Origin of the sequence: Thermovibrio sp. (assembly GCA_015488335.1) — a bacterium.
Lineage (GTDB): Bacteria > Aquificota > Aquificia > Desulfurobacteriales > Desulfurobacteriaceae > Balnearium.
This window is the reverse complement of record WFNZ01000001.1, coordinates 1-25,089: the sequence shown is the minus strand read 5'-3', so window position 1 is coordinate 25,089 and position 25,089 is coordinate 1. Positions and strand designations below refer to the sequence as shown.

Sequence of the window (25,089 nt, the reverse complement as noted above, 5' to 3'; positions counted from 1 at the left end):
CCTCCGTTTAAGGAGACCGGGGCAGGGTAAGGCCACCTGTTAGTGCTTCTTCCTTCTAAAGCCAAAGAGTCCTAAGAGGCCAGAGAGGAGAACTCCTAAGTTCAGAAGGCCGTTTCCAGCAGGTGCAGAAGGAGCTACAGAACAGCCTCCACCGCCACCGCCTCCGGAAACTGTGCTGCTGGTAGCCGTAGGTGTAGATTCAGATTCTCCTAAAACAACCGTTACAGGGGTTTCAGCTCTCGTAACCGCCCTGGTTCCAGAGCATGGGTAGTCAACTTTAAGAACGCCACTTTCTAACTGCGGCTTACAGCTTTCAGTCTTACCGTTAACAGTTACATAGGCAACGGCCTTATTTGGATCTACAAGGCCGTCAACGTCAAATTCTACGCTGAAAGACTCCTTATCGCTGAGGAGCTCCACTCCTAAAACAACCTTCTTGAGATTGTGTTCTGAAGCAAACCTTAAAAGCTGAGGCGGTTCAAGAACGTCAGAAATTTCAGCATCGGTTGTAACAGTTACCGGTTTCTTCTCTCCTGAAACAACAACATTCACCTTAACCTCATTTGAGGATTTTTCAACAATATCTATTTCAGATGGAACTGTAACCTCTGTTCCTGTCTTTCTCATAACGGAGAATACAAGCTCTCCCTCTCCTGGGACTTCCTCGGCCATAGCAGCAGTATTAACCGTTAAAACTCCCTCTGCAGGATCGTAGGAAGCCCAACCTTTCAGGATCGCATCCTTAACAGAAATTGATGCAGGCTTGAAGTTCTCTTTATCAAGCTCATAGTGAACGTCACTTCCCTTAGATACCCTGACTTTGTGAATTCTCGCATAGTTGATGTAAAGGTCTGCAGGATCAGCAACTTTCAGGTCAGAGAGGTTGAAGTCCATCTTAGTTATGTACTCAGATGGAATTACAGGAGTAAAGACAGGAACGAGGTCTGACCCACCTGCAGACATAATCTCATCTGCAAGGTGTTCAAATCCAAGGAGCTCCGTCATTTCGTTCTTCAGCCTGTAAACAAGAGCTCTTCTTGGAACTTCATCATCCTTAAGAGCTTCTGTTTCAACTTCCGTTTCAACTCCTTCAATCTTCATCTTCCAGGTTGACTCTCTACCGGGAAGGGCAAATGCGATACCTTCAATTCCGGAGCTCTCAACGGGAATCGGAACAAGGTGTCTGTTGATATCTATTCCGTTGGTAAGGGCGTTAACAAGGATATCTCCTGCAGTTGTATACATTACCTTGATGTCTTTCTCCTGACCGGCAACCTTGATTGTCATAGTTCCGTAAACCGGGTTGCCGTTCTCATCTTCAGGAGAGTTGAAGAATACCCTTACAGCGTTCTTATAAGCCTCAGGCGGAATTGCAGACGGAACAGTAACAATTTTCCTACCGAGGCCAAAGAACTTGATATGACCATTGGGATCCTTCTTAATCAAGGAGCTCAGAGCACTACTGCTCTGAATGTCTGACATGTTAGCTTCAGGAAGTCTTCCGTTCTTAGCATCGTGGCAAACTTCACAGTTGAGCGTTTCACCGTTAACTGTTGCACCTGCACCAAGGGCGTACTCTTTGGGAAGAACGCCGTGGTCTATGCTGAACGGAGCCGTCCAGATGTAGAAGACAGGATCAGGGTTGTGAACTCCCTCTTTCTTAAGGACATCTATGAGGGCATTTCTCATTGCCTCATATTCAGCATTCGTATCTATCTCCGGCAGGAGATCTCCGTTGTCGTCACAGATCCAGTCTCCTTTTATAGTCTTAACACAAACCTTTCCGTTATGGATGTAGTAAGCAGGAACGTTCTTTCCGGCATAGTTAGACTTAACTGCTCCATCTAAAGCGGCAGCGATTTCACGGGTGTAGAGAACTTTCCCTGTTGACTTGTCATACCAGGTTACAAGAGTAAGCGGATCCGCAAGCCTGTACATGAACTTCTGACCACCGGGAGTATCTGGTCTGAAGCCGTTGTTGATAATAACCGGTGCCCAGGCCCATGGGAAGGAGATGTCTGGAACATCCCAGATTCCAAAGTTCTTATTCTCAAGTCTTAAGGCAGCCTGTCTTGGGTCAAAGTCTGCCTGGTAGATTGGAACAACTGTATCCTTACCGCTGTCGGTTCTGACTATGCAGAAGGGCTGGGGAGCTCCATACCCTCCAATCGGCATAAACGGTCCGAATCCTGGAGTAAACATACTCTCTGGAAGTTTTTGAACAGTTCCATTGTTTAGATCGTAGTTGAGTATCCTGTTGTCAAAGTTGTAAGAGTAGCCAACAGCATCGTAGAAGGTCCTGAACGTCCAGTGAGTCTTGAACGGAATGTGGCAGACTTCACAAGCAACCTTATCCATATGGATAGCTGCATTTCCTCCGGGACCAAAAGCACTCCTGTGAACCTGTGCAGCCAACTGCCTTGAGCCGCCAAAGTGACAGTCTAAACAGGTCTTAAGAGACGGGTTGTAGTCTAATGATTGATCCCAGTGGCCACCCCAGTCGTTTCCTTTCAGGAAGTCGTGGTGAATCGGGTGATACTGCTTCTCTTCAGGAGATAGCGTTCCCTCTCCGTGGCAGGAGAGACAGGTTAAACCGGCACCATCTTTACTGTCAAAGTGAACGTCATAACCAATTGGAATGTCATCGTTTATAGAGAGAACAGACTTTGCTGTAATCATCTTCCTGTAAGCTGCATCAAACCCTTGAGACTGAAGAGTTTGCTGAAGGTCTGTCGGTTCAAGGTTTTCTCCGTTATCACTTCCCCTGTGGATATCGTAGGAAAAGACATCTCCTCTCTTAACTATCTCAGCACCAAGCCCTAAAGTTCCTTTCCTTGTAACCCAGGCGTATGTATCACTTCCATCTGAAAGTTTTCCGTCCTTATAGGGAATTGCCATATGGCAGTAAGAACAGACATAACCCCAGTTCCTGTTATCTGAACCAGAGGTCATCTCTGGTTGATGGACTCCGTTCTTCTCCGAAATGATCAAATCACCCTTCTCATCCCTTTTAGGAACGGAGTAGGTGTAATTCTCAGGAGGAACCTTCGTTGACGGAGTATCCTTATCACCAACCCTGTTTTCAAGAACAGGAAGGTCAACTTCTCCCTTAGAGTTGAACTCGTCCTTATCGTAGTAAACTTCCGGTTTCCAGACGCCGTCTTCCTTAACAAAGCGGACATAGGCAAGAGGAACGCCATCGTGATCTGTATCAACGCCCATAAGGTCGGCTGTTGAGATGTATTTGAAGAAGAAACCTGCAAACGTTCTGTATACGACATTCCCGTTATCGTCGTGGAACGTTGCAGCACCACCGTTTACGTAAACATCTCCGCCGTCTTTATCTGCTGTAGAAGAAGGGTGTTCAAAGTAGGCTACCCTTGCAACTTCTCTTGTTGCACCGTTGGCGTTGTTGGGATAAATGAAGAACTTTGACCAGGAACCATCGTTGCTCCTAATAGCGTTCAACTGGTCGTCTGAGAGATGATAAAGAGCTTTAAGAACAGAAAGGGGAACGGAGTTGTAGTAAGCAGAGTCAACTTTCGCAACCGTTTTATAAATTGGATTGCCGTTCTGATCCTTCCCTACTTCTATCTTCTCTCCAACTTTCGGCGGAATTCCAAGGGACAGAACAATTGTCTCTCCATCATCGGAGATACCTTTAAAGACCATAACCCTTGGGTTTGAGGGCATTATGGGCTGCTGAACGTATCCGTTAATCTCCGTTTTTATCTTTGAATCAGCATCAGCCTTTGAGTGGCACATGAAACAGTCTGTATCGTTAACACCTGAACGGGCAAAGTTGAAAAGCCCCGGCTTCCCTATGTAACCTGCACCAACTTCGTAGTCTGAATATCCAAACAGGTCTCCATCAAAAGGAATAAAAGAGTTTATTTCGGCAAGAATCTGATCATCACGAACGAACCAATCTTTTGTCTTAAGCTTATCAAAGTCACTTTTTAATCTATCTTTCAGAACTTCATCAAGGGGCTTGTTTTCCCTTCCGAATTCGGCCGAACCACCGCCTGCGTGGCAGGAGTTACAGGTGATGTTGTGGGTTGGAGTTCCCATGTCAAAGTTAAAACCTTTGTAGGCAGAAGGATCTGCTGGGTTGATTCCGTCAACTGCTCCGTTTGGAACTGCAGGGTCTTGAAGTGGTTTTTTGGCCGCCAACTGGCGGTAAGAAGGTGGTCACCAGCCCCCGTAGTGGGATTTTGATCTGAAGTAGCGCATTTTGAGAACTACGTTTGTAACGAAGTCCTTGGCTCCCGTATCGTCTCCGTAGGTCTCTCTGTTGTCCATCCAGCCCATGTCGTGAAGGCCAACAGCTCCGTGGTGGGAAGCTCTGATGTCTGTAATGATGTTCTCGTGACACTGGCCACAGGACTTTTCAAAGCTTATAGGAGTTCCTTTGTAAAGGGTTACATCGTTGCCGTTTTTGTCTTTTACAGTAAGAGTATCTGGAGTTGTGGTCGTATCAAACTTGTTTTTGAAATTGTCTGGCTTGTCAATAACGTTTTTCTCAACGTTTCCGTAGATGTCAATAAGCTTTACAGACGGGTGTTGTGCCAGACCCTGAGACGATAGAAGCGCAGACATTATAAAGCCTGTCGTCAGGGAAAGGCTACTCCTCTTCCACTTCCTTCCCATAGCTAACCCTCCAGAAATTTACAAAATGTTTACAATTCTGCTCTGTGCCATTTTACCAAAGTTTGATAAAAAGGGGAATATGTTAGGAATTTCTTATATTCTGTGGAAAGCAGGAAAAGTTATTGATTTGAAATTGGGAAGGGCAGGAGAAACCTACCCTTCAAGTGAACGTTCTACAAGTTCTCTGAACTTTTTATAGGCAGAGTCAAGTTTTGATAGATCTTTTACACCACCCTGGGCAAGGTCTGGTCTGCCCCCTCCTTTTCCGCCAAGAATCGGCGCGATTTCTCTGATAAGGTCTCCAGCCTTGAGTTTACCTGCGAGGTCCTTCGTGAGGGCTATTAAAAGAGAAGCTCTGCCGTCTTTAAGGCCTACCAGCATAACCGCTGCAGAGCCGGCCTTGTTCCTTATAACGTCTGCAACCTCTGCAAGCTCTTTTCCACCAAAACCTTCAAGTTTTGCAGTTATTACTTTTACGCCGTTTACGGTGGGAGCTCCCCTCACAACCTCATCAACCTGAGCCGTTGCAAGTTTTTTCTTTAACCTTTCAAGCTCTTTCTCCTTCTCCTTCAGCTCCTCTTTTAGCTTTTCAACCTTCTGAACAATCTGTTCTTCCGGTGCCTGAAGTGATTTCCTTAACTCTTTGATGAGGCTCTCCTTTTCCCTTACATATTTAGCAGCTTCCTCTCCAACCACAGCTTCAATGCGCCTTGTTCCCGAGGAAACTGAAGACTCAGAAACTACCTTGAAAAACCCTATATCACCGCTCCTGTTTACGTGGGTTCCGCCGCAGAGTTCAACGCTCACTCCACCAACGTCTACAACCCTAACAATATCTCCATACTTCTCCCCAAACAGGGCTATGGCTCCCCTATTTAGAGCTTCATCAATAGGCATCTCCTCAATTCTTACAGGGTAGTTATTCAGTATCCAGGTGTAGACCAGCTCTTCTACCGCTCTAAGCTCCTCTTCAGTTGGGGCTTCAAAGTGGGTAAAGTCAAAACGGAGTTTGTCGGGCATTACCAGAGAGCCTGCCTGCTTAACGTGGTTTCCGAGAACTTCCCTCAAGGCCTTGTGGAGAAGGTGGGTTGCCGTGTGGGCCCTTGTTATCGCTCTTCTCCTCTTCTCGTTAACAACGGCGTTGACGTAGTCTCCGGTTCTAACCTCTCCCTTAACAACTTCAACTTTGTGGCCAATCAGCTTTTCAGTTATATTCTGGGTATCAAGAACTTTGCAGTAGCAGTTGTTACCCTCCAAAATTCCGGTGTCGCCAATCTGACCGCCCTTCTCGGGGTAGAAGGGAGTTCTATCAAGAATTACTACCCCCTCCTCCCCCTCTTTAAGGCTCTCAACGAGCTCTTCTCCTTTCAGTATTCCAACAACTTTTGCGTACTCTTCAAGGTGTTCGTATCCGGTAAAAAGGGTTGGGAACTTCTCAGAGAGCTCCTGAATTTCGGGGGAGACAACTTTCTGAACTCCTCCTTTCCAGCTCTTCCTTGCCCGCTCTTTCTGTTTTTCAAGGAGCTCCTCAAACCTCTTAACGTCAACTTTCATATTCTCATCGTTTGCAACTTCTAAAATGAGGTCTAAGGGAAATCCGAATGTATCGTAGAGCTTGAAGGCCTCTTCTCCGGGAATTGTATCCTTTCCTTCCTCTTTTAACTTCTCTATAAGCTCCTGAAGGATGAAAAGCCCCTTCTCAACAGTTCTGGCAAAACGCTCTTCCTCTTTCTTAACAACTCTCTTTACAAGGTCTCTGTTGAGCTCCAATTCCGGGTAGGCATCCTTCATTATCTCAACAACAACGTCAACACCTTCAAACAAAAACGGCCTGTCTATTCCTAAGAGCCTTCCGTGCCTTGAGGCTCTTCTTATTATCCTCCTGAGAACGTAGCCCCTTCCTTCATTTGCCGGTAGAACTCCGTCTGAGATAAGAAATGTCATAGCCCTTAAGTGGTCGGCAATTACTCTCATTGAAGTTGACGTTTTTTCGTCTTTTCCGTAAGGAATACCAGAAACTTCAGAAGCCCACTTAACTAAGGGAAAGAGAAGATCTGTTTCGTAGTTTGAAGGAACGTTTTGAAGGACTGAAGCTATACGCTCCAATCCCATCCCGGTATCTATTGAGGGCTTTGCAAGTGGGTGGAGCTCCCCCTTTTCATCCCTCTCATACTGCATGAAGACAAGGTTCCATATTTCTAAATACCTGTCGCAGTCGCAGGTTCCGATGCCGCAGTTCTCTCCGCAGGCAAACTCCTCTCCGCGGTCGTAGTAGATCTCACTACAGGGTCCGCAGGGTCCTGTATCTCCCATTGCCCAGAAGTTGTCCTTCTCCCCTAGCCTGTAAATCTTTTCTTCAGGAAGTCCTATAACCTTGTTCCATATCTCAAATGCCTCATCGTCCTTCTCGTAAACTGAAACGTAGAGCCTTTCAACGGGAAGCTTGAAGACTTCAGTAACAAGCTCCCAGGCAAACTCTATGGCCTCTTTCTTGAAGTAATCTCCAAAGGAAAAGTTCCCTAACATCTCAAAGAAGGTGTGGTGGCGGCCCGTTTTCCCAACGTTCTCAAGGTCGTTATGCTTGCCGCCTGCCCTCATACACTTCTGACACGACGTCGCCCTCTTAAAGGGCGGCTTCTCTTTGCCCAAAAAGTAGTCTTTAAACTGGACCATTCCAGCGTTTGTAAAGAGAAGCGTAGGGTCATTTTTTGGAATGAGGGGGGAGCTCTTCACCCGAACGTGTCCCTTATCTTCAAAAAACCTTAAAAAAGCCTCTCTAATCTCGTTTCCGCTCCACTTCATGACTTCTCCGGCTGGAAAGTTTTGGCTATTTTACATTTTTGAGGATGTGGTTGACCTCAGAAAAGGAAAAGCCCCTCTGGAGAAGGAATCTCTTAATTTGCTCCCTACTTTTTCTCTTAGAGAGTTTACTTACCTCTTTTTCTATGTAGGTGTAGTCAAAGGGAGTTGTAAGCTCAACCTCTTTTATAACTTCTTCCGGAAATCCCAGGCTCCTCAGGTGATAGGCAATCTTCCTCTTTCCCCAGCCTTTCTCAACCTTCCTCAGAAAATACCGGCGGGCAGATTCAACCTCGTTGATGTAGCCGGATTTGAGGAGCTCTTTCTTTAGGAGCTCAACCTCTTCTTCCTTTATATGAGGGAACTTATCTCTAATTTTCCTTTCAAGTGCCGACAGTGAGTAATCTCTCTTTGAGAGAAGACCTATAGAGTAAATAAATGCTTCCTTAAAAGTGCTCTTCTCCACTTGAAATAATCCCTTCCATTTTCAGACGCAGGTCGTCTGGACGGGTTGCGTATTTGAGGGCGTCTTCCGTGGTAATGAGTCCCTTCCTCCACAGGTCGTAAAGTGACTGGTCAAAAGTCTGCGAACCGTAAACCTCTTTTCCCCTTTCAACAAACTCTGGTATCTCGTCTGTAAGCTCCGGGTTCATTATCCTCTCTTTTATCGCCTCAGAAACTATCATTACCTCAACAGCTGGAACTCTACCCTTACCGTCTGCAGTAGGTAAAAGCCTCTGTGAAATAGTAGCTTTAAGAACCGAAGCAAGCTGGAACCTTATGGCCTGCTGTTCGTGGAGGGGAAAGAAAGAGATAATCCTGTTTATGGTCTCCTTAGCATCAAGGGTGTGGAGGGTTGAGTAGACCATGTGACCGGTTTCTGCGGCATCAAGGGCCGTCCTTACAGTTTCTACATCCCTCATCTCACCTACCAAAATCACGTCCGGGTCTTCACGGAGAGCAGCCCTAAGAGCTGTAAAGAAACTCTCTGCATCGTCTCCAATTTCCCTCTGGTAGAAAAGGCACTTTTTGTCTCTGTGAAGGTACTCAATCGGATCTTCTATAGTAATAACGATCCTTGAATCTCTTTCGTTCAGTTCTTCAAGCATCGCTGCAAGGGTTGTTGACTTACCCGAACCGGTGGTTCCAGTAACAAGAACCAATCCTCTCTGGTAGAGGGCTATCTCTTTTAAAATTGGAGGAAGATTTAACTCATCAATTCTGGGAACCCTTACCGGGATAGCCCTCATGACTATTGCAAACGTCCCCCTCTGGCGGAAAATGTTTACCCTGAAACGGCATACCCCCGGCAGGGAGTAGGCCAGGTCTATATCCTTTATATATGGAAGTTGTTTCTTCTTCTCTAAGGGAAGTATCTGCTTAACATACTCAAGAATGTCTGTCTGCTCCAGAAGGGGAAGGTCAGTTTTTACAAGTTTTCCGGCAATTCTAAAAACTGGCGGAGCTTTCACCCTGAGGTGAACGTCGGAAGCTCCCACCTTAAAGGCCTTTTTTAAAAGGTCGTTTAGCTCAATTTTTGGCCTACTCTGAAGTTCCACCTAAAGCCTCCAGAATCTTAGCTTCAAGCTCTGCTGCAACTTCCAGATTTTCCTTCAGAAACTGTCTTGCGTTCTCCTTGCCCTGCCCAAGCCTCACATCTCCGAAAGAGTACCAGGAACCGCTCTTCTTAACTATGCCGAGCTCCTCTCCAAGGTTCAGAAGGTCTGCTTCCCTTGAAATTCCCTCTCCGTAGTAGACCTCAACCACGGCCTCTCTGAACGGCGGAGCAAGTTTGTTCTTCACTATCTTCACTTTGGCCTTGTGGCCTATTCTCTCGTCTCCCTTACCCTTTATCTGGCCGATGTTTCTTATCTCTATCCTCATTGAGGAGTAGAACTTGAGAGCTCTCCCACCTGTCGTTGTCTCCTGAGGCCCCCCGTAGCCCATCATTCCAATCTTTTCCCTCACCTGGTTGATGAAAATGAGGGCACAGTTGCTCTTGCTCACAGCTGCCGTAAGCTTCCTGAGGGCTTGAGACATAAGCCTTGCCTGAAGGCCAACGTGGGAGTCTCCCATATCTCCCTGTATTTCAGCCTCAGGGGTAAGGGCAGCTACAGAATCAACAACAACTACGTCAACTGCTCCGCTGCGAACCAGAGTTTCGGCTATTTCAAGTGCCTGCTCTCCGCTGTCTGGCTGGGAAACTAAGAGTTCTTCAAGGTTTATTCCAAGCTTTTTGGCATACGTTGGGTCTAAGGCGTGCTCTGCGTCTATAAAGGCGGCAACTCCTCCTTCCTTCTGGGCATTCGCTATAACGTGGAGGGCAAGGGTTGTTTTACCTGAAGATTCAGGGCCGTAGATTTCTGTAATTCTCCCTCTGGGGATTCCGCCTATTCCGGTGATCCTATCTATTGCTATAGAGCCAGTTGGAATGGCAGGGACTTTCTCTACAGGCTTCTCGCCTAAAAACATTACGGAGCCTTCGCCGTATTCTTTCCTGATTCTCTTAAGGGCGTCCTCTAAAACTTTCCTTCTCTCTTCCTGCATAAACACTCCTTCAATTGAGGTTAGTGGCGGAGAGGGCGGGATTTGAACCCGCGGTGCGGGGGTTACCCGCACACCCGATTTCGAGTCGGGCCCGTTAAGCCAGGCTCCGGCACCTCTCCGCTCTATTTAGGTTCTAAGCCTTTTAAAGAACTCTTTTAAGAGCTCTGCAGCTTCGGGGAGCTCCACCCTTTCAACAACCGGCCTGTGGTTGTTCCTCTCGTCTGAGAGTATTGAGTAGAGGCTCTCAACCCCTCCGAACTTCGGGTCTGGAACCGAATAAACGACCCTGCTTATCCTTGACTGAATTATAGCACCGCAACACATAACGCAGGGTTCAACCGTTGAGTAGAGAGTGCAGCCGTTCAGCCTCCAGGAGTTGAGCTTCCGTGAAGCCTCTCTGATTGCCAGAATCTCGGCGTGGGCGGTTGGATCCTGGAGGAACTCCTTTCTGTTGAAAGCCCTTGAAATTATCTCTCCATCTTTAACAATGAGAGCTCCGATGGGGACTTCACCGTAGGAAAAGGCTTTTCTGGCCTCAGAGAGAGCCTCTTGAAGGAAGTGGAGGTCGGACTTCATGGAGCTCCGAAGAAAGGTTTAAAGTGGCGCGCCCGGCAGGAGTCGAACCTGCAACCTTGGGATCCGTAGTCCCACGCTCTATCCAGTTGAGCTACGGGCGCCCAGCCGGGTATAAATTTATCCCCGCCGTTTAAGTTTTCAACAGATACAAAGTAAAATTTCCCAAACCGCTGAAAAGCCGGAGGAAAAATGGAAATGGAACCGACATACAACCCCCAGCTCTTTGAGGATAAGTGGTATAGGAAGTGGTTAGAGAAAAAATACTTCCACGCCGACAAGAAAAAAGTCCTATCTGGAGAGAAAAAGAAGTTTAGCGTGGTTCTTCCACCGCCAAACGTAACAGGCGTTCTCCACGTAGGCCACGCCCTCAACTCAACACTTCAGGACGTTATCTGTCGCTGGAAGAGGATGAAAGGTTACGAGGTCTGCTGGGTTCCGGGAACAGACCACGCAGGAATTGCAACCCAGTGGGTTGTAGAGAGGGAGCTGGCAAAAGAGGGACTGACAAGGCACGACGTTGGAAGGAAAGAGTTCTTAAAGAGAGTCTGGGAGTGGAAAGAGCAGTACGGAAGCAGAATTATCAACCAGCTCAAGAAACTGGGAACGTCCTGCGACTGGGACAGGGAAAGGTTCACAATGGACGAGGGTTTCTCAAAGGCCGTTAGGAGAGCCTTCGTAACCCTTTACAGAGAAGGATTAATCTATAGAGGAAAAAGGCTCATAAACTGGTGTCCAAGGTGCCACACAGCACTTTCAGACCTTGAGGTTGAGCACGAAGAAGAACAGGGAAAACTCTGGTACATAAGGTACCCTCTGGTTGATGGGGAAGGTTACATAGTTGTAGCCACAACAAGGCCTGAAACCCTTTTAGGAGACGTTGCAGTTGCAGTTAACCCGAACGATGAGAGGTATAAACACCTCATCGGTAAAAAGGTTAGGCTTCCAATAGTTGGAAGGGAGATTCCCATAATTGCAGACGAGTACGTTGACCCTGAGTTTGGAACGGGAGCCGTCAAGATAACTCCGGCCCACGACTTCAACGACTTTGAGGTAGGCCAGAGGCACGGCCTTGAGGCCATTCAGGTAATGGACGACTGGGGAAGGATAACTGTTCCTCCGTTTAAGGGAATGGACAGGTTAGAGGCGAGGGAAGCCATAGTTGCCCTATTAAAGGAGGAGGAGCTTCTTGAGAAAGAAGAACCCCACAACCACGCAGTAGGCCACTGCTACAGGTGTAAAACAGTTGTTGAACCCTACCTTTCAGACCAGTGGTTCGTGAAGACGAAACCTTTAGCTGAAAAGCCCATAGAGGCAGTTAAAACTGGAGAGGTCAAGTTCATTCCAAAACAGTGGGAAAACACCTTCTTTGACTGGATGTTCAACATAAAGGACTGGTGCATCTCAAGGCAGATCTGGTGGGGACACAGAATTCCTGCCTGGTACTGTTTAGACTGCGGCCACATAAACGTTTCAGAGGAAGAGCCTGAAAAGTGTGAAGCCTGCGGAAGTAAAAACTTGAAGCAGGATGAGGACGTTCTTGACACCTGGTTCAGCTCGTCCCTCTGGCCCTTTGGAGTTTTCGGCTGGCCGGAGGAAACAGATGACCTTAAGGCATTCTACCCGACAGACCTTCTGGTCACAGGGTTTGACATCATCTTCTTCTGGGTTGCCCGTATGATGATGATGGGCTACCACTTCACAGGTAAGAGGCCTTTTGCAGACGTTTACGTCCACGCCCTCGTGAGGGACGAGAAGGGCCAGAAGATGAGCAAGACAAAGGGGAACGTTATTGACCCGTTAGAAATGGTTGAAAAGTATGGAGCAGACACGTTAAGGTTTACCCTAACAGCCCTTGCAGCTCAAGGTAGGGACATAAGGCTCTCGGAAAAAATAATTGAGGGATACAGGCACTTTGCAAATAAGGTGTGGAACGTTGCAAGGTTTGTTCTAACTGCAACGGAAGGAATTAAAGAGGACGGAGCTATAGATTATGCCCCTGAAGATGAGTGGATCCTCACAAAGCTCTCTGAAACTGTAGAGGCCGTTGACAGGGAGCTCTTTGCCTACAGGTTCAACGACGCAGCAAAGGCCATATACCAGTTTATCTGGAACGAGCTTGCAGACTGGTACGTTGAGTTCACAAAACAGAGGCTCTACAGGGGAAGTGATAAGGAGAAAAGAGCTGCAGCCCATACTCTTTTAAGGGTTTTAAGGGACGCGATGAAGCTCCTTCACCCCATAATGCCCTTCATTACAGAGGAGATTTACCAGAAACTTCCCAACAGAGATGCAGAATCTATCGTTATAGCACCATGGCCCAGCGATACCTGCTGCAGGTTCCCGGAAACGGCGGAGCTTGTTGAAACGGTTAAAGAGATAATAAGAGGAACAAGGAATGTTAAGGCAGAGCTGAACATACCGCCTTCTACAGAGGTTGAGGTTGGAGTAAGAACGAACAACAACAAACTATTAGAAGTTATTGGGAAGATGGCTCCATCCATAAAACAGATGGCAAGGGTAGGGGAGCTCCACAAAGTAGATGAGCCACCGCCGGGAAGCGTCTCCTTCTTCCTTCCGGGAGTTGAAGTCTACGTTAAGGTTGGAGAGCTGATAGACGTTGAGAAAGAGATTGAAAGGATTAAGAAGAAGTTAGAGAAGCTCCAGAAAGAGGTTGCAAAGCTTGAGAAGAAACTCTCAAACAGGAATTTCTTAGAGAGAGCTCCAAAAGAGGTTGTTGAGAAGAACAAAGAGGAGCTGAGAGAACTGTCTGAAGTTGTGAAGAAACTTGAAGGAACACTCCGTCAGCTGAAGAACATGAAATAAGGGGGCCTTTCCTCCCCCTTATACTAAATTAAAAAATTTTTTAGAATAGTAGAAGGAAAACCGGGTAGGGGAAGTTTGTGGAGAAAACCGATCCAAAAAAACTGCAGGGGATACTCAACAGGGTATTTAACCTCTTTTACCACAATCTGTTAAACCTTCCACACCTCTCCGCATTTTTTCCGTCTCCACACATGTTCAAAGGGCTCGTTCAGAAGCAGTCTTCTCTAATGGCGAACCTCCTCCTTGATAAGGAAAATTCCCTGAAAAACTACGAAAGCGTAATCCTTCTGCACCACAAAATAGGACTACCACAGGAAGACTTCATAGACTCAATGGAGTTTATAAAAAGACAGCTTCTGAACCTGTCGGAAAAGGGAAAAATTCCCGCCTCGCCTCAGAAGATTGAATCACTGTTTCACGAACTTACAGAGCTCAGCTACGAGATATATCTAACGGAAGACCTTAAAGAGTTGAGGAAAACCTGGGAGAAGTTCTTAGCCTACATTCCCGAAATAGCCTCTGACCAGATTAAACTCCTTGAAGCTTTAGAACAGGCCTGTTTAATAAGGGGAGAGGAGAAAAGCCAGACAGCTCAGGAACTGATAGCGTTTCTTATAAAAAACGTCTCCTGCTTTGAGGCAAACCACTACTTCTCATCTGCCGATTTCCTCCTGAAATCCTACAGCGCAAGGGACGTGAGCCTGGCACTTCAAAAACTGAACGAGGAGCTCTACAACCTTGTCTGCCACTTAACAAAATACATCAGGAACAGGAACTACAAGTATGCATACAGAACCTGGGCAAGGCTTTCGGAAAAGTCAAAACTGTTGCTCCTCTACTCAATATTTCTCAAGTATAAGTGGGAAGTCAGCAAAGAAAAATCTCTGAGCGAATTCCTCCTTGACCCTCTGTTTGAGGAAAAGATATTCAGCCTAATTTTCATTCCAACAGATATAGATAAACTCGCAATAAGAGTTTTTAAGATATTCTCGTTAAATCTGATAAGACTCATAAATGAAAGCAGTTATGGTATAGGAACGGCTTTTATCCACGAAGATAGAGAGAGGGAGATATATAGATGTTACGTTATTTACTTAACAGAAAGTGAAAAGAAAGACTGGGTTAAATCTTCCATTAAGAAACTCCTTAAGAAAGCAGAAGAGATAACCTGCCAGAAACTCTCAATATCTGAAGAACAGCTAAATAAATACATTAAAGCGGTAGTTATTTCAGGAGATACTGTAAAGCTTTCAGCCATAGCCCGAGAGGATTTCCCGATTTTTATAGATACAATAGAAGAAACTGTAAAAGAAAATTTCCCATCAAAAACTGTTGTTGAGATATCAGACCTTTCAGAGACAATAAACGAGTTTCAGGAAGTAATTGCCGCTGTAAAATTATTAAAAGATCCCGAAAGTGAAAACTACCTTAAACTCTACGGCCAGCCGATAATAAACCTTAAATCTGAAGAGAGAGAGGGGATAGAAGTTCTCTCAAGAATTGTTCTGCCAAATGAAAAACTGATCTCCCCATATAAATTTCTAAAGGTTGTTAAAAAGTTAAAATTCACATCTCTCTTTGATAGAGCAGTTCTCCACAAACTCAAACAGTTCATTGAAAACTGCGACAAAAAAGAGAAGTGCAAAATCTTTGTCAACCTCTACCCAACCTCCTGTTATAACCACGAAGTTCTTGAAAAACTCACCCAGGTTAAAGAAGTAGCCCTTAAAAAGGGTATAGAAACAGTGGCTGAAGTTATTGAAACAGAAGATGTTGATATAGGAAAAGTCATTCCTTCTTTAACTTCCCATAACTTTCATATTGCCATTGACGATTTTGGAACGGGATACTCCAACTTTGAAAGGATTGCACAGCTCGTAGAGTACGAGAGCCTGAAATACATAAAAATAGACGGAAGCCTCGTTAAAAAGGCAAAAAAGATAAGGTGTTCAAAGCTATTGTAGAAACGATAACTTCCCTTGCAAATAAACTCGGTAAAAACGTGATTTATGAATTTATTGAAGATGAGGAGCTCCTCTCAACACTCAAGAAAATAGGAAAGGGAAGTGCCCTGGGGCAGGGCTACTTCCTCGGGAAACCTGAACCTATTGAAAACTTCCTTTAAGGCCTACTCTTTCTAACAAGCTTCAGGATAAGGGCTTTCTGCGTGTGGAGCCTGTTCTCTGCCTGATCCCAGACAACTGAACGCTCACCTTCAATCACTTCGTCTGTAACCTCCTCACCTCTGTGGGCGGGGAGGCAGTGCATAAAGAGGAAGTCCGGCTTTGCATGTTTAACAAGTTCAGAGTTTACCTGATAGGGCATAAATATCTTTTTTCTTTCCTCTGCTTCCTCTTCCTGACCCATTGATGCCCAAACGTCTGTATAGACAACGTCTGCATCTTTTACAGCTTCAATCGGGTCGTGTGTAACAACTATTTCAGCTCCCGTTTTTCTGGCTATCTCTTTTGCAGCCTCAACGTATTTAGGAAGCGGCTCATAACCTTCAGGAGTTGCAGCGTAGAACTTCATCCCCGTGTATGCCGCACCTACGAGCCAGGAGTTGCACATGTTGTTTCCATCGCCAAGGTAGGCAACTTTTAAACCCTCAAGTTTTCTCTTGTACTCCCAGATGGTAAAGAGGTCGGCAAGAACCTGACACGGGTGTTCTTCATCTGTAAGGGCGTTTATGACTGGAACGTCTGAGTAGCGGGCAAGCTCCTCAACTCTCTCCTGACCGAAAGTTCTTATGACTATAAGGTCAACGTAGCGGGAGAGAACCCTTGCTGTGTCCTTTATCGGTTCGCCACGGCCTAACTGGGAGCTCCTCGTATCCATATAAACGCCGTGGCCTCCAAGCTGGTAAACTCCTACTTCAAATGAAACCCTCGTTCTCGTAGAAGGTTTCTCAAAGATAAGGGCGGCGGTAAAGCCGTCTAAAGGTCTGTAGAGCTCTCCCTTCTTTACCTTCTCCTTCAGAAATGCAGAGAGAGACAGTATGTTTTCTATGAATAACCTATCGGCGTCAAGCATGGATATAAAGTCTTTCATTACTCTCTCCTCCTGAGTCCTGTAAGGAGAATCTTAACCTGATTCTGGAGGAACTCAAGCCTGCTCTCAAGTTTTACCATTTTTGTTTTCAGTTCACTTAAAGCACTTGAGAGTTTTAGCTGTTCTGCCTCAAGCTCTTCTACTTTCTCAGCAAACCTTTTTAGAGAGTAAAAGAGAGCTCCCACAGAGATAAAAAGCAGAAAAACAACAAGGAGATTCAGAATGAGTAGTAACTGAACCATTCAACAATCCTCCCCTTTCCCACCTTATCTTTTAATGTTTCAGCTTCGGCACTTGAAAGATTATAGAAAAGAACTTCTCCTGAGGGAAAGGTAAAGAGGATTGACGGGTGGAGCTCCCCCTTTTCGCCAATGAGAGCTCCATAGGTAAGATTCTTCAGATCAAAACAGAACTTATTAGTAAGTTCTGATGAGATTATTTTCCCGGGAAGTACAAGAACGTCTAACTTATAAGGAACTTTAACAGTTTCACTCCCTACAGTTAATGAATTTTCTTTAAAGTTCACACAGATCTGCACACTCTTCCCCGGAACAAAAGAAGAGGAAAAAAGCGTTGAAATCTTAGTCTTGAAACTCTCATCTGAACTTAATCCGTTTTTAACGATAACAGGGAAAAAAAGCGTAAGTAGGAGAGAAAGGATTGTAAGAACTATAAGGAGTTCTAAAAGGGTAAATCCTCTTCTCACGTATCAATCTCCACTCTCTTAGAAGTAACAACCACTTTTCCGTCAACACAGAAAGAAGAAACGGGGCACTGTTCCAGTTTTGGCCTCTCTCCGTCCTTCCTGTAGTGACAGCCGTGTTTTGAGAGAAGCCAGAGAGGTCTGAACATCTCTATGGGAGCTATATCCGTTCCCTTTAAACCTTCCCGCCACACTTCAATAACCTTTTTCTTCACTGTCTCCGTTATCCCCTTGGCAGAATACCTACCGGTTATACAGCCGGTAGTGAAAGTTGCCCTTGCAACGTGAACATCTACAGGAATAGGAAGTTCTTCCACTCTTTTAACTGGAATGGTAACCTTCTCTTTTAAGCTCCTTATCCAGTGGGGAAATATCTTCATACCTGAGAGGGAAGGAAACTCCTCCTTTCTATTCTTCAAGAAGTCCTCAAACATTGAAACCACATCGTAACTGTACTCCTCAAACAGGGCTGTCAGTTTGCCACCGTACTTCTTAGAGAGGGTTTCTGAAATGGTGAACCATATATCCACGTCCCTGTGTTTCTTTTTCGCAAGGCCGTGTTTCTCCAGAGCCCTTAAGAGCTCCTCTTTTCCCCTTTTTACAACAGAATCTGGGTCAAAAACCCAGTTCACCTCCTCATCCTTCAGGGTGTTAAGGGAGCTTTTCCACAGCTCCTCGGCGTTTCTCATGTAGTCAAGTGCAGTTGTATAGGTAACAATTAGAAGAAGTGTATCCCTATCAAGCTCTTTAGCCACTTCTTTCACTGCATCGTCGGGGAGCTCCTTGTGGCCAAAAATTCCGTTGGTTTTAAGAGCTTCAAGGAGTAAAAAAGCCACCTCCCTCGCCCTATCTGGATTCAGCCGGAGGTCAACTTTCATTTTTAAACTCCCATTATGGTTCACTGTAATATAATACATTGACATCCAGAACCTCCGGGGGAAACATTGGGCCTGTTTGACTTTTTCAGAAAAAAGAGCGACGAGGAACTGTTTTCGGAGGCTGTAAAAAACCAGGACTTCATGACAGTAGTAAAGCTCGGCAAGACAATCCTTGAGAAGAAACCGGATCAAATATCAGTTTTAAACCCCTACGTTGATGCTCTCGTCAAGTTAGGAAGAAAAGATGAGGCTGTATCAACACTTATCTCATTTGCTGAAAGAAAACTGGAAGAAGAGTACTACGACGTTGCAATTCCGGTCTTAAAAAAGGCCCTCCGGATAGATCCCCTGAACCTGAAGGCAATAAAACTCCTCACAAATGCCTTTAAGAGAAAAGAACTCTACTACGACGCCTTTAACGTTCTCTTAGATGCCTTCCAGAAAATGGAAGAGACGGGGATAAATACATCAACACTTAAAGAGATGATTGAGAGCTTCCTGAAGGATACCTCTCACCCGGTATTCTACGAAAAGTACGGCGATGTGCTGTTTGAAAAGGGAGATAAAGAGAACGCTCTCGTCAACTTCATACTTGCAGGAAACATGTACATTAACCTCAGAAACTACCCGGCAGCTCTAAGGTCTTTCCTGAAGGCAAGGAGAATCAAAACAACAGAAGCTCTTGATAAACATCTGATAGAGACCATCTCTTACATGGAGAATCCAAAAGTTCAGTCCATCCTCCTTACGCTTCTTCAAGAGCACAAAGACGACTTTAATTTCCTAACATTTATAGTATCTCAATTTAAGGAAGCAGGCAGGTTAGACTTCCTGAAATCACTGGTATCAAACGTTCCCCTACCGAAAGTCAAGTACACGCTCCTTGCCCTAATAAACTACGAGTTAGGAGAAGTGGAAGAAGCTCAAGAGTACCTTAACAAGATACAGCTGATAGACAAAAACCTCTACGAGAGAATTGTTGCATACTTAAAGGCAGTTAGACCAGAAGAGGAACTATCGCTATCGGTTGAAGCTTCAAAAGAGGAGGAGCTCCCCGAACCTGAACAGATATTAGAAGTCCTTGATCAGGTTCTTGACATAAACGAGCTGGTCAACGATTTCATAAGCGGTAAGGAAGAAGAACCACCCAGGAAAATTAAAGAAGAAGTCCTCACGCTGAAGAAACATAAAGATGGGAAAAGGCTTATTTCTGCTGCAGAAGCTCTCATGGGAATAGGGAAGTTGAAGAAGGCGGAAGAGGAAGCAAGAGAAGCATTAGATACAGAGTGCAGGCCAAAAGCAGCGGTTCTCCTTGCCGAGATAATGAAACAGCAGAACAGAGAAAAAGAGGCCATCGCCTTTCTCTTTGACGAGCTAAAAAGAGAGGACTACACGGAAGAAGATAAAGCGAAACTAAAGGTTAAGTTAGGAGAGATATACCAATTTATGGGAGATAAAGAAAAAGCTCTCTCCTGGTATAGGGAAGCCCAGAAGGTTCTAAAAGATGAAGCTTTACAGGAAAAGATAGAGGAACTTGAGAAGGGAAACGTTTAAGTCACTTTACGTCCATGTCCCATTCTGCAGAGAGAAGTGTAGATACTGCGACTTCTACTCAGGTAGCTTTTTAGAACTTAAACATCCCTATAGGAAAGCCGTTATCAGGGAACTTTCTATAAGAGGGCCAGAGCTCTCCCAGTTCCCAACAGTCTACTTTGGTGGCGGAACTCCATCACTGATGGAGCCGGCCTTCTTTGAGTCAATCCTCTCTAAGGTGGGGCAGTTCTCAGAGGTAACCGTTGAGTTCAACCCTGAAGATGCAGAAAAGGAGAAACTGAGGGAGCTCTCTCTAATAGGGGTAAACCGAATCAGTTTAGGAATTCAGAGCTTCTCTGAAGAAACCCTTAAAACCCTTGGAAGAAGGCAAACTCCAGAAGACAACCTAAAAGCTCTTGAAACCGTTTGTTCAGTATTTTCAAATGTTTCCGTTGACTTTATTTACGGAGCTCCCGGCCAAACCGTTGAGAATTTCCTGAAAAACCTTGAAACCGCCCTCTCATTTCCGATAAACCACGTCTCCCTCTACGCCCTTACGGTCTACGAGGAAACACCGCTGTTTAAAGAACTTTCAGAGGGTAAGTTCAGACTGCCTGAGGAGGAAACGGTTTACGAAATCTACTTAGAGGCTATCTCCTTTTTAGAAGAGAGAGGTTTCAGGCAGTACGAGATATCAAACTTTGCAGTTCCCGGTTTTGAGAGCAAGCACAATGTCAACTACTGGAAGCTTGAGAACTACTTAGGCCTTGGCCCATCGGCTGCCTCTTTCTACGTTAATAAATACTGGAAGAACGTTAGCAACATAAAGGAGTACGTAGAGAAGGTGGAAAGGGGGGAGCTCCCAACACAGGAAGAAGAGATATTTGAAGGAGAAGATCTGAAAAAACTCAAGCTCATAATGGGCTTAAGGCTCACAGAGGGAGTAAACTTAAAAGAGATTGGGCTTGAAGAGAGGTTTAAAGAAGCCCTTGAAAAGTCTGAAATCGTTAAAGGCCTGATAGAAGAAGGGCTGATAGAAATAGAAAAGAACAGATTGAGGTTGGGGAAAAAAGGTCTTTTCGTCTCAAACAGCGTCATCTCCCAGCTGATAAATGTCCTCTTTTGAGACAGATTTCGGGGTAAATTCCCGTTAATATACATTAGAAACCGAATCTGAGGCTGAAATGGGAAAGAAGGAAATTTCAAGGGAAGAAGCAGAAAAGGTCTTAAGGGAGAACGCATCAAGGATAACAGAAAAGGACATTGAGGAAGTTCTAAGGAGGCAAGAGGAGATTGAGAGGAAGCTCAAGGGACCCTTAAGCAGGTTCTTTGAAGACGTTAAAGACTTCTTCTCCTTGCTCAAGGACTTCTTCTCCGGAAAATACACAGACGTTCCGTGGTTTACAGTTGCCGCCATCACGGCAGCACTCCTCTACGTCCTTAACCCGGTAGACCTGATACCCGATTTCATTCCCATAATAGGCCAGGTGGACGACGCCTTAGTTGTGAGCATCTGCCTCTACTTAGTGGAAGAGGACTTAGAAAAGTACAGAGAATGGAGAAGGCAAAGAGAAAATGCTTAATCCTCTGCTAAAGGAAACAATAAAAAGAATAGGAGTCGTAAAAATCCCCGTTTTCGGGCCGTGCCCTCGGTGCGGCCACTCCCTCTTTCTTGTTGAAACACTTTTTGGGAAGTTTATCGTCTGCTCAAACCCCACCTGTAACTACTTTTCAAGAGTAAAGGGTAGGCCCTAACTGAGCCTTACCCACACGTGAGAACCCCCTGAAGGACAACCTGAAGAGTAGGGAGTTCCAGAGCAGTAAACAACTTTTCCACATTTTTTACACTGATACGGGTGTGTTCCCGGCTGAGGGGTAATTCCCCCTCTGTCGCAAACCCTGTGCCACACGTGGGAACCTGAAGAACAGCCGGAAACGTTGGGAGTTCCGGAGCTCTCCACCATAGCTCCACAACGGGAACAGATAAATACAGCCATAGCCCCCTCCTTTTAACCGTTTTCTTTAGCTTAAGAACTCAATAACCCAGAATCTGGCTCATATGGAGAGTTTTTTCAGGAGGGAGCTCCTCACATCAAAAAACCTCTTAAGCTCTTTCTTAAAGGCCTCAAACCTCTCCCTGTTGACTTTCAGGCTGTAGCTCAGCCCGGGAAACTCTCTCTTTATCTTCTTCTCCTTAGCTATCTCTATGTCATCCTCAGTTGGGGGAGAGACGGAGAGGAGCTCGTCTAAAATAAGCCAGCTGACAAACCGGTAGCTGGGATAACCTACAAGGAGAATTTCCACCTCATCTTCAAAGAGCCTGTAGTTGAACTGGGTAGGGTAGAGGAGTATTCCGTGCTCAGGCCTGACGTCTCTGTAGTAGTCGGCAGGAAGACGAACTTTCAGAACAAACGGGTCTCTATCAAAGGGAAAATAAACATCCTTAAACTTCTGCCTGTAGTAGTCTGGAAGGTCTACATCTGTAAAACTCAGGGCTTTCATCTTCTGAACGAGTAGAGATCGGTGCTGTTTTGTCTTTAAATCAATACTTGAAAGGTAGAAAACGCCGTTGTAGGTAAAGAGCTTTATCGGGAAAATTTCTTTCTGATAGCCTGCATAGTTAACGATAAGCCCTCTCTTTTCAACTATAGCCTTAAAAATCATCTGAAGGGTTCCGTTTGAGATAAAGGCAAACCTCTCTACGGGAATGGGAAGGTAGTCAAACGATTCCTTTGCAATCTCTTTCTTTTCCCGATCTAAACTCTTTCCCAGCCGCTCTACAGCCCTTAAAGCAGGTTTTAAGACCTCAATCTCTCTGTATTTCCCCGGAACAAAAGAGATTAAGGTAAAGAGGGAGATGAGCTCTTCCTCAGAGTATGAAACGAAATAGGGAAAGGCCTTAAGGTTTATCCTCCACTCGTCAGGCCTTTTACCTTTTGTCCTAAAGAACCGCCTCTCAACGTATCCACCCTCCAAAAGGTCAGAGAGTGCTCTCTGGAGCCTTTTCCTTTCGGCTCGCTCCCTTTCAGAGCCTTTCTCCAGAACTCCCCTCTCTTTAAGCTCTTTGAAAATCTCGGTTGTTGTTATAAATTTCCCTCCCCTCTCAGATAGAACCTTAAGTATCTCAACAATTAAGTTGACCTTTTGCAACTTCTCCCTCCCGGAGGAATATTTTAAATCAACCTTTAAAGGAGGAAAGTTGGAGAGGACAAAGTTCCAAAAAGTTCTGGAAATAGCGGCTTCTGTAATTGGGGTTCTGGCACTTTTGATAACCGCCCTTGGATATCCTCAGGTGGGCTTCGTCGTTGCCCTCTTTGCTTCAGCACTATACGCCACTTACGGCTACCTTACAAAACAGTACGGAATAATGGTCAGCTCACTCATATACGGAGCCGTTGAGGTTGTAGGTATAATCAGGTGGGTTTTCTTGGGAGTCAACAATGGAAGTTAAAAAGAGGCTGAAAATCCTCCTCTCAAACGACGACGGAATAAGGTCTGACGGTTTAAAGGCGCTCTACGAAGCACTATCTGAGTTTGCAGACGTTGTTGTCGTGGCACCAGACAGGGAAAGAAGCGCAGTTGGGAGGGCTCTAACCCTCCACAGGCCTTTAAGGTGCGAACAGGTTGACCAGAACTGGTTTGCCGTTGACGGAACGCCAACCAGCTGCGTTTACATAGGGATTCACGCCATAATGAAAGGTAAGAAACCCGATATGGTAATCGGCGGGATAAACAGGGGTCCCAACCTTGGGGAAGATATAACCTACTCTGGAACCGTCTCCATCGCCATGGAGGGAGCTCTCCTTGGCATCCCGTCAATCGCCTTTTCACTTGCAACCTTTAAAGACTTCCTCTGGAAGGACGCAGCAGAGTGGGCAAAGAGGATAACCCTTAGAGCCTACAATCAAGGAATTCCCGAAGGGTGCTGTTTAAATGTAAACATTCCAAACCTGCCAAAGGATGAGATAAAGGGAGTTCAGATAACTAAGCAGGGAAGGAAGGACTACACAGAGAAGGTTGAGGAGAGGAGAGACCCTTGGGGAAGGGTCTACTACTGGATAGGTGGAGAGGAGCCCAACTGGAAGGCAGAGCCGGGAACCGACTACTGGGCTGTTAAGAACGGATACGTTTCAATAACACCAATCCACTTAGACCTTACAGACTACAGGGCGCTGGAAATTCTTAAAAACTACGAGTGGTAGATGGAATTCCTATCAATAGCCTTCTGGAAGAGTTTAGCACTCAAGTACGGAGTTTACGCACTGGCCTTAAACGCTTTCATTGAGGCCATCTTCTTCCCCATTCCTCCAGACGTTCTCCTATTAACACTTTCAATGACAAACCCTAAAGGCGCCTTTCTCTACGCCGCCGTTGCTACCCTCTTTTCAGCCCTGGGGGGAGTTGTTGGCTACTACGTCGGTTATTTCGGTGGGAAACCGTTGGCGGAGAGGTTCTTCGGAAAGGAGAAGGTTGCAAAAGTCCACAGGCTCTACGAGTCTTACGAGAGCTTAATCATCCTCCTTGCAGGGTTTACACCGCTACCCTACAAGCTCTTTACAGTTACGTCGGGAGTTCTCTTTGCATCTTTGAGGAAGCTCTTTATCTTCTCTTTAATCGGAAGGGGAAGCAGGTTCTTCGCCGAGGCCGCCCTCATCTACTTCTTCGGAAGAGAGGTTCAGTATTTTGTCATTCGGAACGTTAATATACTTTCACTTGTAGGGGGAGCTCTCCTCCTGCTTGCCTTTCTAATCTACAGAAGGTACAGAAAAGGAGTTCTGCCGTGAGCAGAAGACGGTTCTTTAAGATGCTTGGGAAATCTTTAGTTCAGGCGGCTGCAGAGTTTACGTATGAGGTTTCAAAGCCCAACAAAACTTTCATAAGGCCGCCGGGAAGCGCCGACGAGGAGACCTTTTTAGCCCTCTGCAACAAGTGTGGAAAGTGTATTGACACCTGCCCAACAGGTGTTTTAGACAGGGTAAAGGAGATGAACCCGATAGTTCTTGATACCCCTTTTATGAACTTTGAGAACAACTACTGCGAGCAGTGTTACGCCTGTATAGAAGCCTGCCCGACGGGAGCTCTCTCTAAAGAAAACCTTGAGAGATTCAGATACGTTGCAAAGCTTGATAAAAACAGGTGCGTCGCCTTTCAGGACGTTTTCTGCCAGAGCTGCTACTGGAGCTGCCCACAGATGGACAAGGCTATAACCCTCATAGACTTCAACTACCCTGAGTTCCACTCAGAACACTGTAAAGGGTGCGGTAAGTGCGTCCACGCCTGCCCAACAATTCCAAAGTCCATAACCCTTGTTAAGGTAAAGAATGAAAACCCTTAAGGTTCAGGAAGCTCTAAGGGAGCTGAAAAAGGGTCTTTCCTGGAAGAGGATATTCATCTACGGTGATGAGAGCTACTTAACAGACCAGTTTATAAAAAAGGTTTCTGAAATCAGGAAAATTGAGAAATTCTACCCGGACTCATTGGAGGAGTTCTTCGGGTTTACAGGGAGCTCCCTCTTCGGCCCGTCTCCAC

Annotated in this window: 23 protein-coding genes, 2 tRNA genes and 2 pseudogenes; 11 read left to right on the top strand and 16 right to left on the bottom strand. The window is 45.7% G+C overall.

Annotated features, from left to right (window positions below; translation table 11 throughout):
* Window positions 1-39 precede the first annotated feature (39 nt).
* From F8H35_RS00135 to F8H35_RS00095, 9 genes are all read right to left on the bottom strand, one after another.
* On the bottom strand, window positions 40-4,173 hold the full coding sequence (locus F8H35_RS00135; protein WP_472571546.1) for a cytochrome c3 family protein: 4,134 nt from the start codon (window positions 4,171-4,173) through the stop codon (window positions 40-42).
* Window positions 4,174-4,191: 18 nt separating this feature from the next.
* Window positions 4,192-4,650 (bottom strand): hypothetical protein, encoded by a 459-nt coding sequence (locus tag F8H35_RS00130; RefSeq protein ID WP_472571545.1) that lies wholly within the window; start codon window positions 4,648-4,650, stop codon window positions 4,192-4,194.
* A gap of 153 nt (window positions 4,651-4,803) precedes the next feature.
* Complete coding sequence (gene alaS, locus F8H35_RS00125) at window positions 4,804-7,452, bottom strand: alanine--tRNA ligase (RefSeq protein ID WP_472571544.1); 2,649 nt, start codon at window positions 7,450-7,452, stop codon at window positions 4,804-4,806.
* A gap of 25 nt (window positions 7,453-7,477) precedes the next feature.
* The gene (locus F8H35_RS00120; protein WP_472571543.1) at window positions 7,478-7,915 is read right to left on the bottom strand and encodes a regulatory protein RecX; all 438 of its coding nucleotides are present in this window, start codon (window positions 7,913-7,915) and stop codon (window positions 7,478-7,480) included.
* Window positions 7,896-9,008, bottom strand: coding sequence for a type IV pilus twitching motility protein PilT (locus tag F8H35_RS00115; protein WP_472571542.1), 1,113 nt, complete (start codon window positions 9,006-9,008; stop codon window positions 7,896-7,898). Before F8H35_RS00115 ends, F8H35_RS00120 begins: the two co-directional genes overlap by 20 nt.
* Window positions 8,992-9,996, bottom strand: a complete 1,005-nt coding sequence (recA, locus tag F8H35_RS00110; protein ID WP_472571541.1) for a recombinase RecA — start codon at window positions 9,994-9,996, stop codon at window positions 8,992-8,994. The genes F8H35_RS00115 and recA overlap by 17 nt, the downstream gene beginning before the upstream one ends.
* Window positions 9,997-10,020: 24 nt before the next feature.
* A tRNA-Ser gene (locus F8H35_RS00105) sits at window positions 10,021-10,115 on the bottom strand.
* A 7-nt stretch (window positions 10,116-10,122) separates the two neighbouring features.
* Window positions 10,123-10,572 (bottom strand): nucleoside deaminase, encoded by a 450-nt coding sequence (locus F8H35_RS00100; RefSeq protein WP_472571540.1) that lies wholly within the window; start codon window positions 10,570-10,572, stop codon window positions 10,123-10,125.
* Between the two features lie 24 nt (window positions 10,573-10,596).
* Window positions 10,597-10,673: transfer RNA gene (locus F8H35_RS00095), tRNA-Arg, on the bottom strand.
* A gap of 88 nt (window positions 10,674-10,761) precedes the next feature.
* Here F8H35_RS00095 and F8H35_RS00090 point away from each other — a divergent pair.
* The 3 genes from F8H35_RS00090 (at window position 10,762) to F8H35_RS00080 (ending at window position 15,520) form a co-directional block, all read left to right on the top strand.
* The gene (locus F8H35_RS00090) at window positions 10,762-13,395 is read left to right on the top strand and encodes a valine--tRNA ligase (RefSeq protein ID WP_472571539.1); all 2,634 of its coding nucleotides are present in this window, start codon (window positions 10,762-10,764) and stop codon (window positions 13,393-13,395) included.
* A gap of 77 nt (window positions 13,396-13,472) precedes the next feature.
* Window positions 13,473-15,359: an EAL domain-containing protein gene (locus F8H35_RS00085; RefSeq protein WP_472571538.1), complete on the top strand. Its 1,887-nt coding sequence runs from the start codon at window positions 13,473-13,475 to the stop codon at window positions 15,357-15,359.
* On the top strand, window positions 15,341-15,520 hold the full coding sequence (locus F8H35_RS00080; protein ID WP_472571537.1) for a hypothetical protein: 180 nt from the start codon (window positions 15,341-15,343) through the stop codon (window positions 15,518-15,520). The genes F8H35_RS00085 and F8H35_RS00080 overlap by 19 nt, the downstream gene beginning before the upstream one ends.
* On the opposite strand, the gene argF is transcribed toward F8H35_RS00080, so the two are convergent.
* The 5 genes and pseudogenes from argF to F8H35_RS00055 form a co-directional block, all read right to left on the bottom strand.
* Window positions 15,517-16,446: an ornithine carbamoyltransferase gene (gene argF / locus F8H35_RS00075; RefSeq protein WP_472571536.1), complete on the bottom strand. Its 930-nt coding sequence runs from the start codon at window positions 16,444-16,446 to the stop codon at window positions 15,517-15,519. The genes F8H35_RS00080 and argF overlap by 4 nt on opposite strands.
* Window positions 16,446-16,688 carry a hypothetical protein gene (locus F8H35_RS00070; RefSeq protein ID WP_472571535.1) on the bottom strand — a complete coding sequence of 81 codons (243 nt, stop codon included), beginning with the start codon at window positions 16,686-16,688 and terminating at the stop codon, window positions 16,446-16,448. Before F8H35_RS00070 ends, argF begins: the two co-directional genes overlap by 1 nt.
* Window positions 16,664-16,984 carry a hypothetical protein gene (locus F8H35_RS00065; protein ID WP_472571572.1) on the bottom strand — a complete coding sequence of 107 codons (321 nt, stop codon included), beginning with the start codon at window positions 16,982-16,984 and terminating at the stop codon, window positions 16,664-16,666. The genes F8H35_RS00070 and F8H35_RS00065 overlap by 25 nt, the downstream gene beginning before the upstream one ends.
* 105 nt (window positions 16,985-17,089) lie before the next feature.
* A pseudogene (locus F8H35_RS00060) lies at window positions 17,090-17,152 on the bottom strand (prepilin-type N-terminal cleavage/methylation domain-containing protein); the annotation flags it as partial.
* Window positions 17,149-18,027, bottom strand: a complete 879-nt coding sequence (locus F8H35_RS00055; protein WP_472571534.1) for an N-glycosylase/DNA lyase — start codon at window positions 18,025-18,027, stop codon at window positions 17,149-17,151. The gene F8H35_RS00055 and the pseudogene F8H35_RS00060, both read right to left, overlap by 4 nt.
* Before the next feature lie 66 nt (window positions 18,028-18,093).
* Between F8H35_RS00055 and F8H35_RS00050 the strand changes: the two genes are divergently transcribed.
* The 3 genes from F8H35_RS00050 to F8H35_RS00040 are packed head-to-tail and all read left to right on the top strand — an operon-like array spanning window position 18,094 to window position 21,143.
* Complete coding sequence (locus tag F8H35_RS00050; RefSeq protein WP_472571533.1) at window positions 18,094-19,581, top strand: tetratricopeptide repeat protein; 1,488 nt, start codon at window positions 18,094-18,096, stop codon at window positions 19,579-19,581.
* Complete coding sequence (gene hemW / locus F8H35_RS00045; RefSeq protein ID WP_472571532.1) at window positions 19,562-20,686, top strand: radical SAM family heme chaperone HemW; 1,125 nt, start codon at window positions 19,562-19,564, stop codon at window positions 20,684-20,686. Before F8H35_RS00050 ends, hemW begins: the two co-directional genes overlap by 20 nt.
* A 58-nt stretch (window positions 20,687-20,744) precedes the next feature.
* Window positions 20,745-21,143, top strand: coding sequence for a YkvA family protein (locus F8H35_RS00040; RefSeq protein ID WP_472571531.1), 399 nt, complete (start codon window positions 20,745-20,747; stop codon window positions 21,141-21,143).
* A 168-nt stretch (window positions 21,144-21,311) separates the two neighbouring features.
* On the opposite strand, the gene F8H35_RS00035 is transcribed toward F8H35_RS00040, so the two are convergent.
* Together F8H35_RS00035 and F8H35_RS00030 are read right to left on the bottom strand one after the other, a co-directional pair.
* The gene (locus tag F8H35_RS00035; protein ID WP_472571530.1) at window positions 21,312-21,557 is read right to left on the bottom strand and encodes a hypothetical protein; all 246 of its coding nucleotides are present in this window, start codon (window positions 21,555-21,557) and stop codon (window positions 21,312-21,314) included.
* A 58-nt stretch (window positions 21,558-21,615) separates the two neighbouring features.
* Window positions 21,616-22,710 carry a WYL domain-containing protein gene (locus tag F8H35_RS00030; RefSeq protein WP_472571529.1) on the bottom strand — a complete coding sequence of 365 codons (1,095 nt, stop codon included), beginning with the start codon at window positions 22,708-22,710 and terminating at the stop codon, window positions 21,616-21,618.
* 49 nt (window positions 22,711-22,759) lie between these two features.
* On the opposite strand from F8H35_RS00030, the gene F8H35_RS00025 reads away from it, so the two are divergent.
* From F8H35_RS00025 to F8H35_RS00005, 5 genes and pseudogenes are all read left to right on the top strand, one after another.
* Window positions 22,760-23,011, top strand: a complete 252-nt coding sequence (locus F8H35_RS00025) for a nicotinamide mononucleotide transporter (protein WP_472570220.1) — start codon at window positions 22,760-22,762, stop codon at window positions 23,009-23,011.
* A 7-nt stretch (window positions 23,012-23,018) separates the two neighbouring features.
* A complete protein-coding gene (gene surE / locus F8H35_RS00020) occupies window positions 23,019-23,762 on the top strand; it encodes a 5'/3'-nucleotidase SurE (protein WP_472571571.1) in 744 nt (247 codons plus the stop codon).
* Window positions 23,763-24,344, top strand: a complete 582-nt coding sequence (locus F8H35_RS00015; RefSeq protein WP_472571528.1) for a YqaA family protein — start codon at window positions 23,763-23,765, stop codon at window positions 24,342-24,344.
* Complete coding sequence (locus F8H35_RS00010) at window positions 24,341-24,895, top strand: 4Fe-4S dicluster domain-containing protein (protein ID WP_472571527.1); 555 nt, start codon at window positions 24,341-24,343, stop codon at window positions 24,893-24,895. The genes F8H35_RS00015 and F8H35_RS00010 overlap by 4 nt, the downstream gene beginning before the upstream one ends.
* Window positions 24,882-25,089 (top strand): annotated as a pseudogene (locus tag F8H35_RS00005) (DNA polymerase III subunit delta); the annotation flags it as partial. The gene F8H35_RS00010 and the pseudogene F8H35_RS00005, both read left to right, overlap by 14 nt.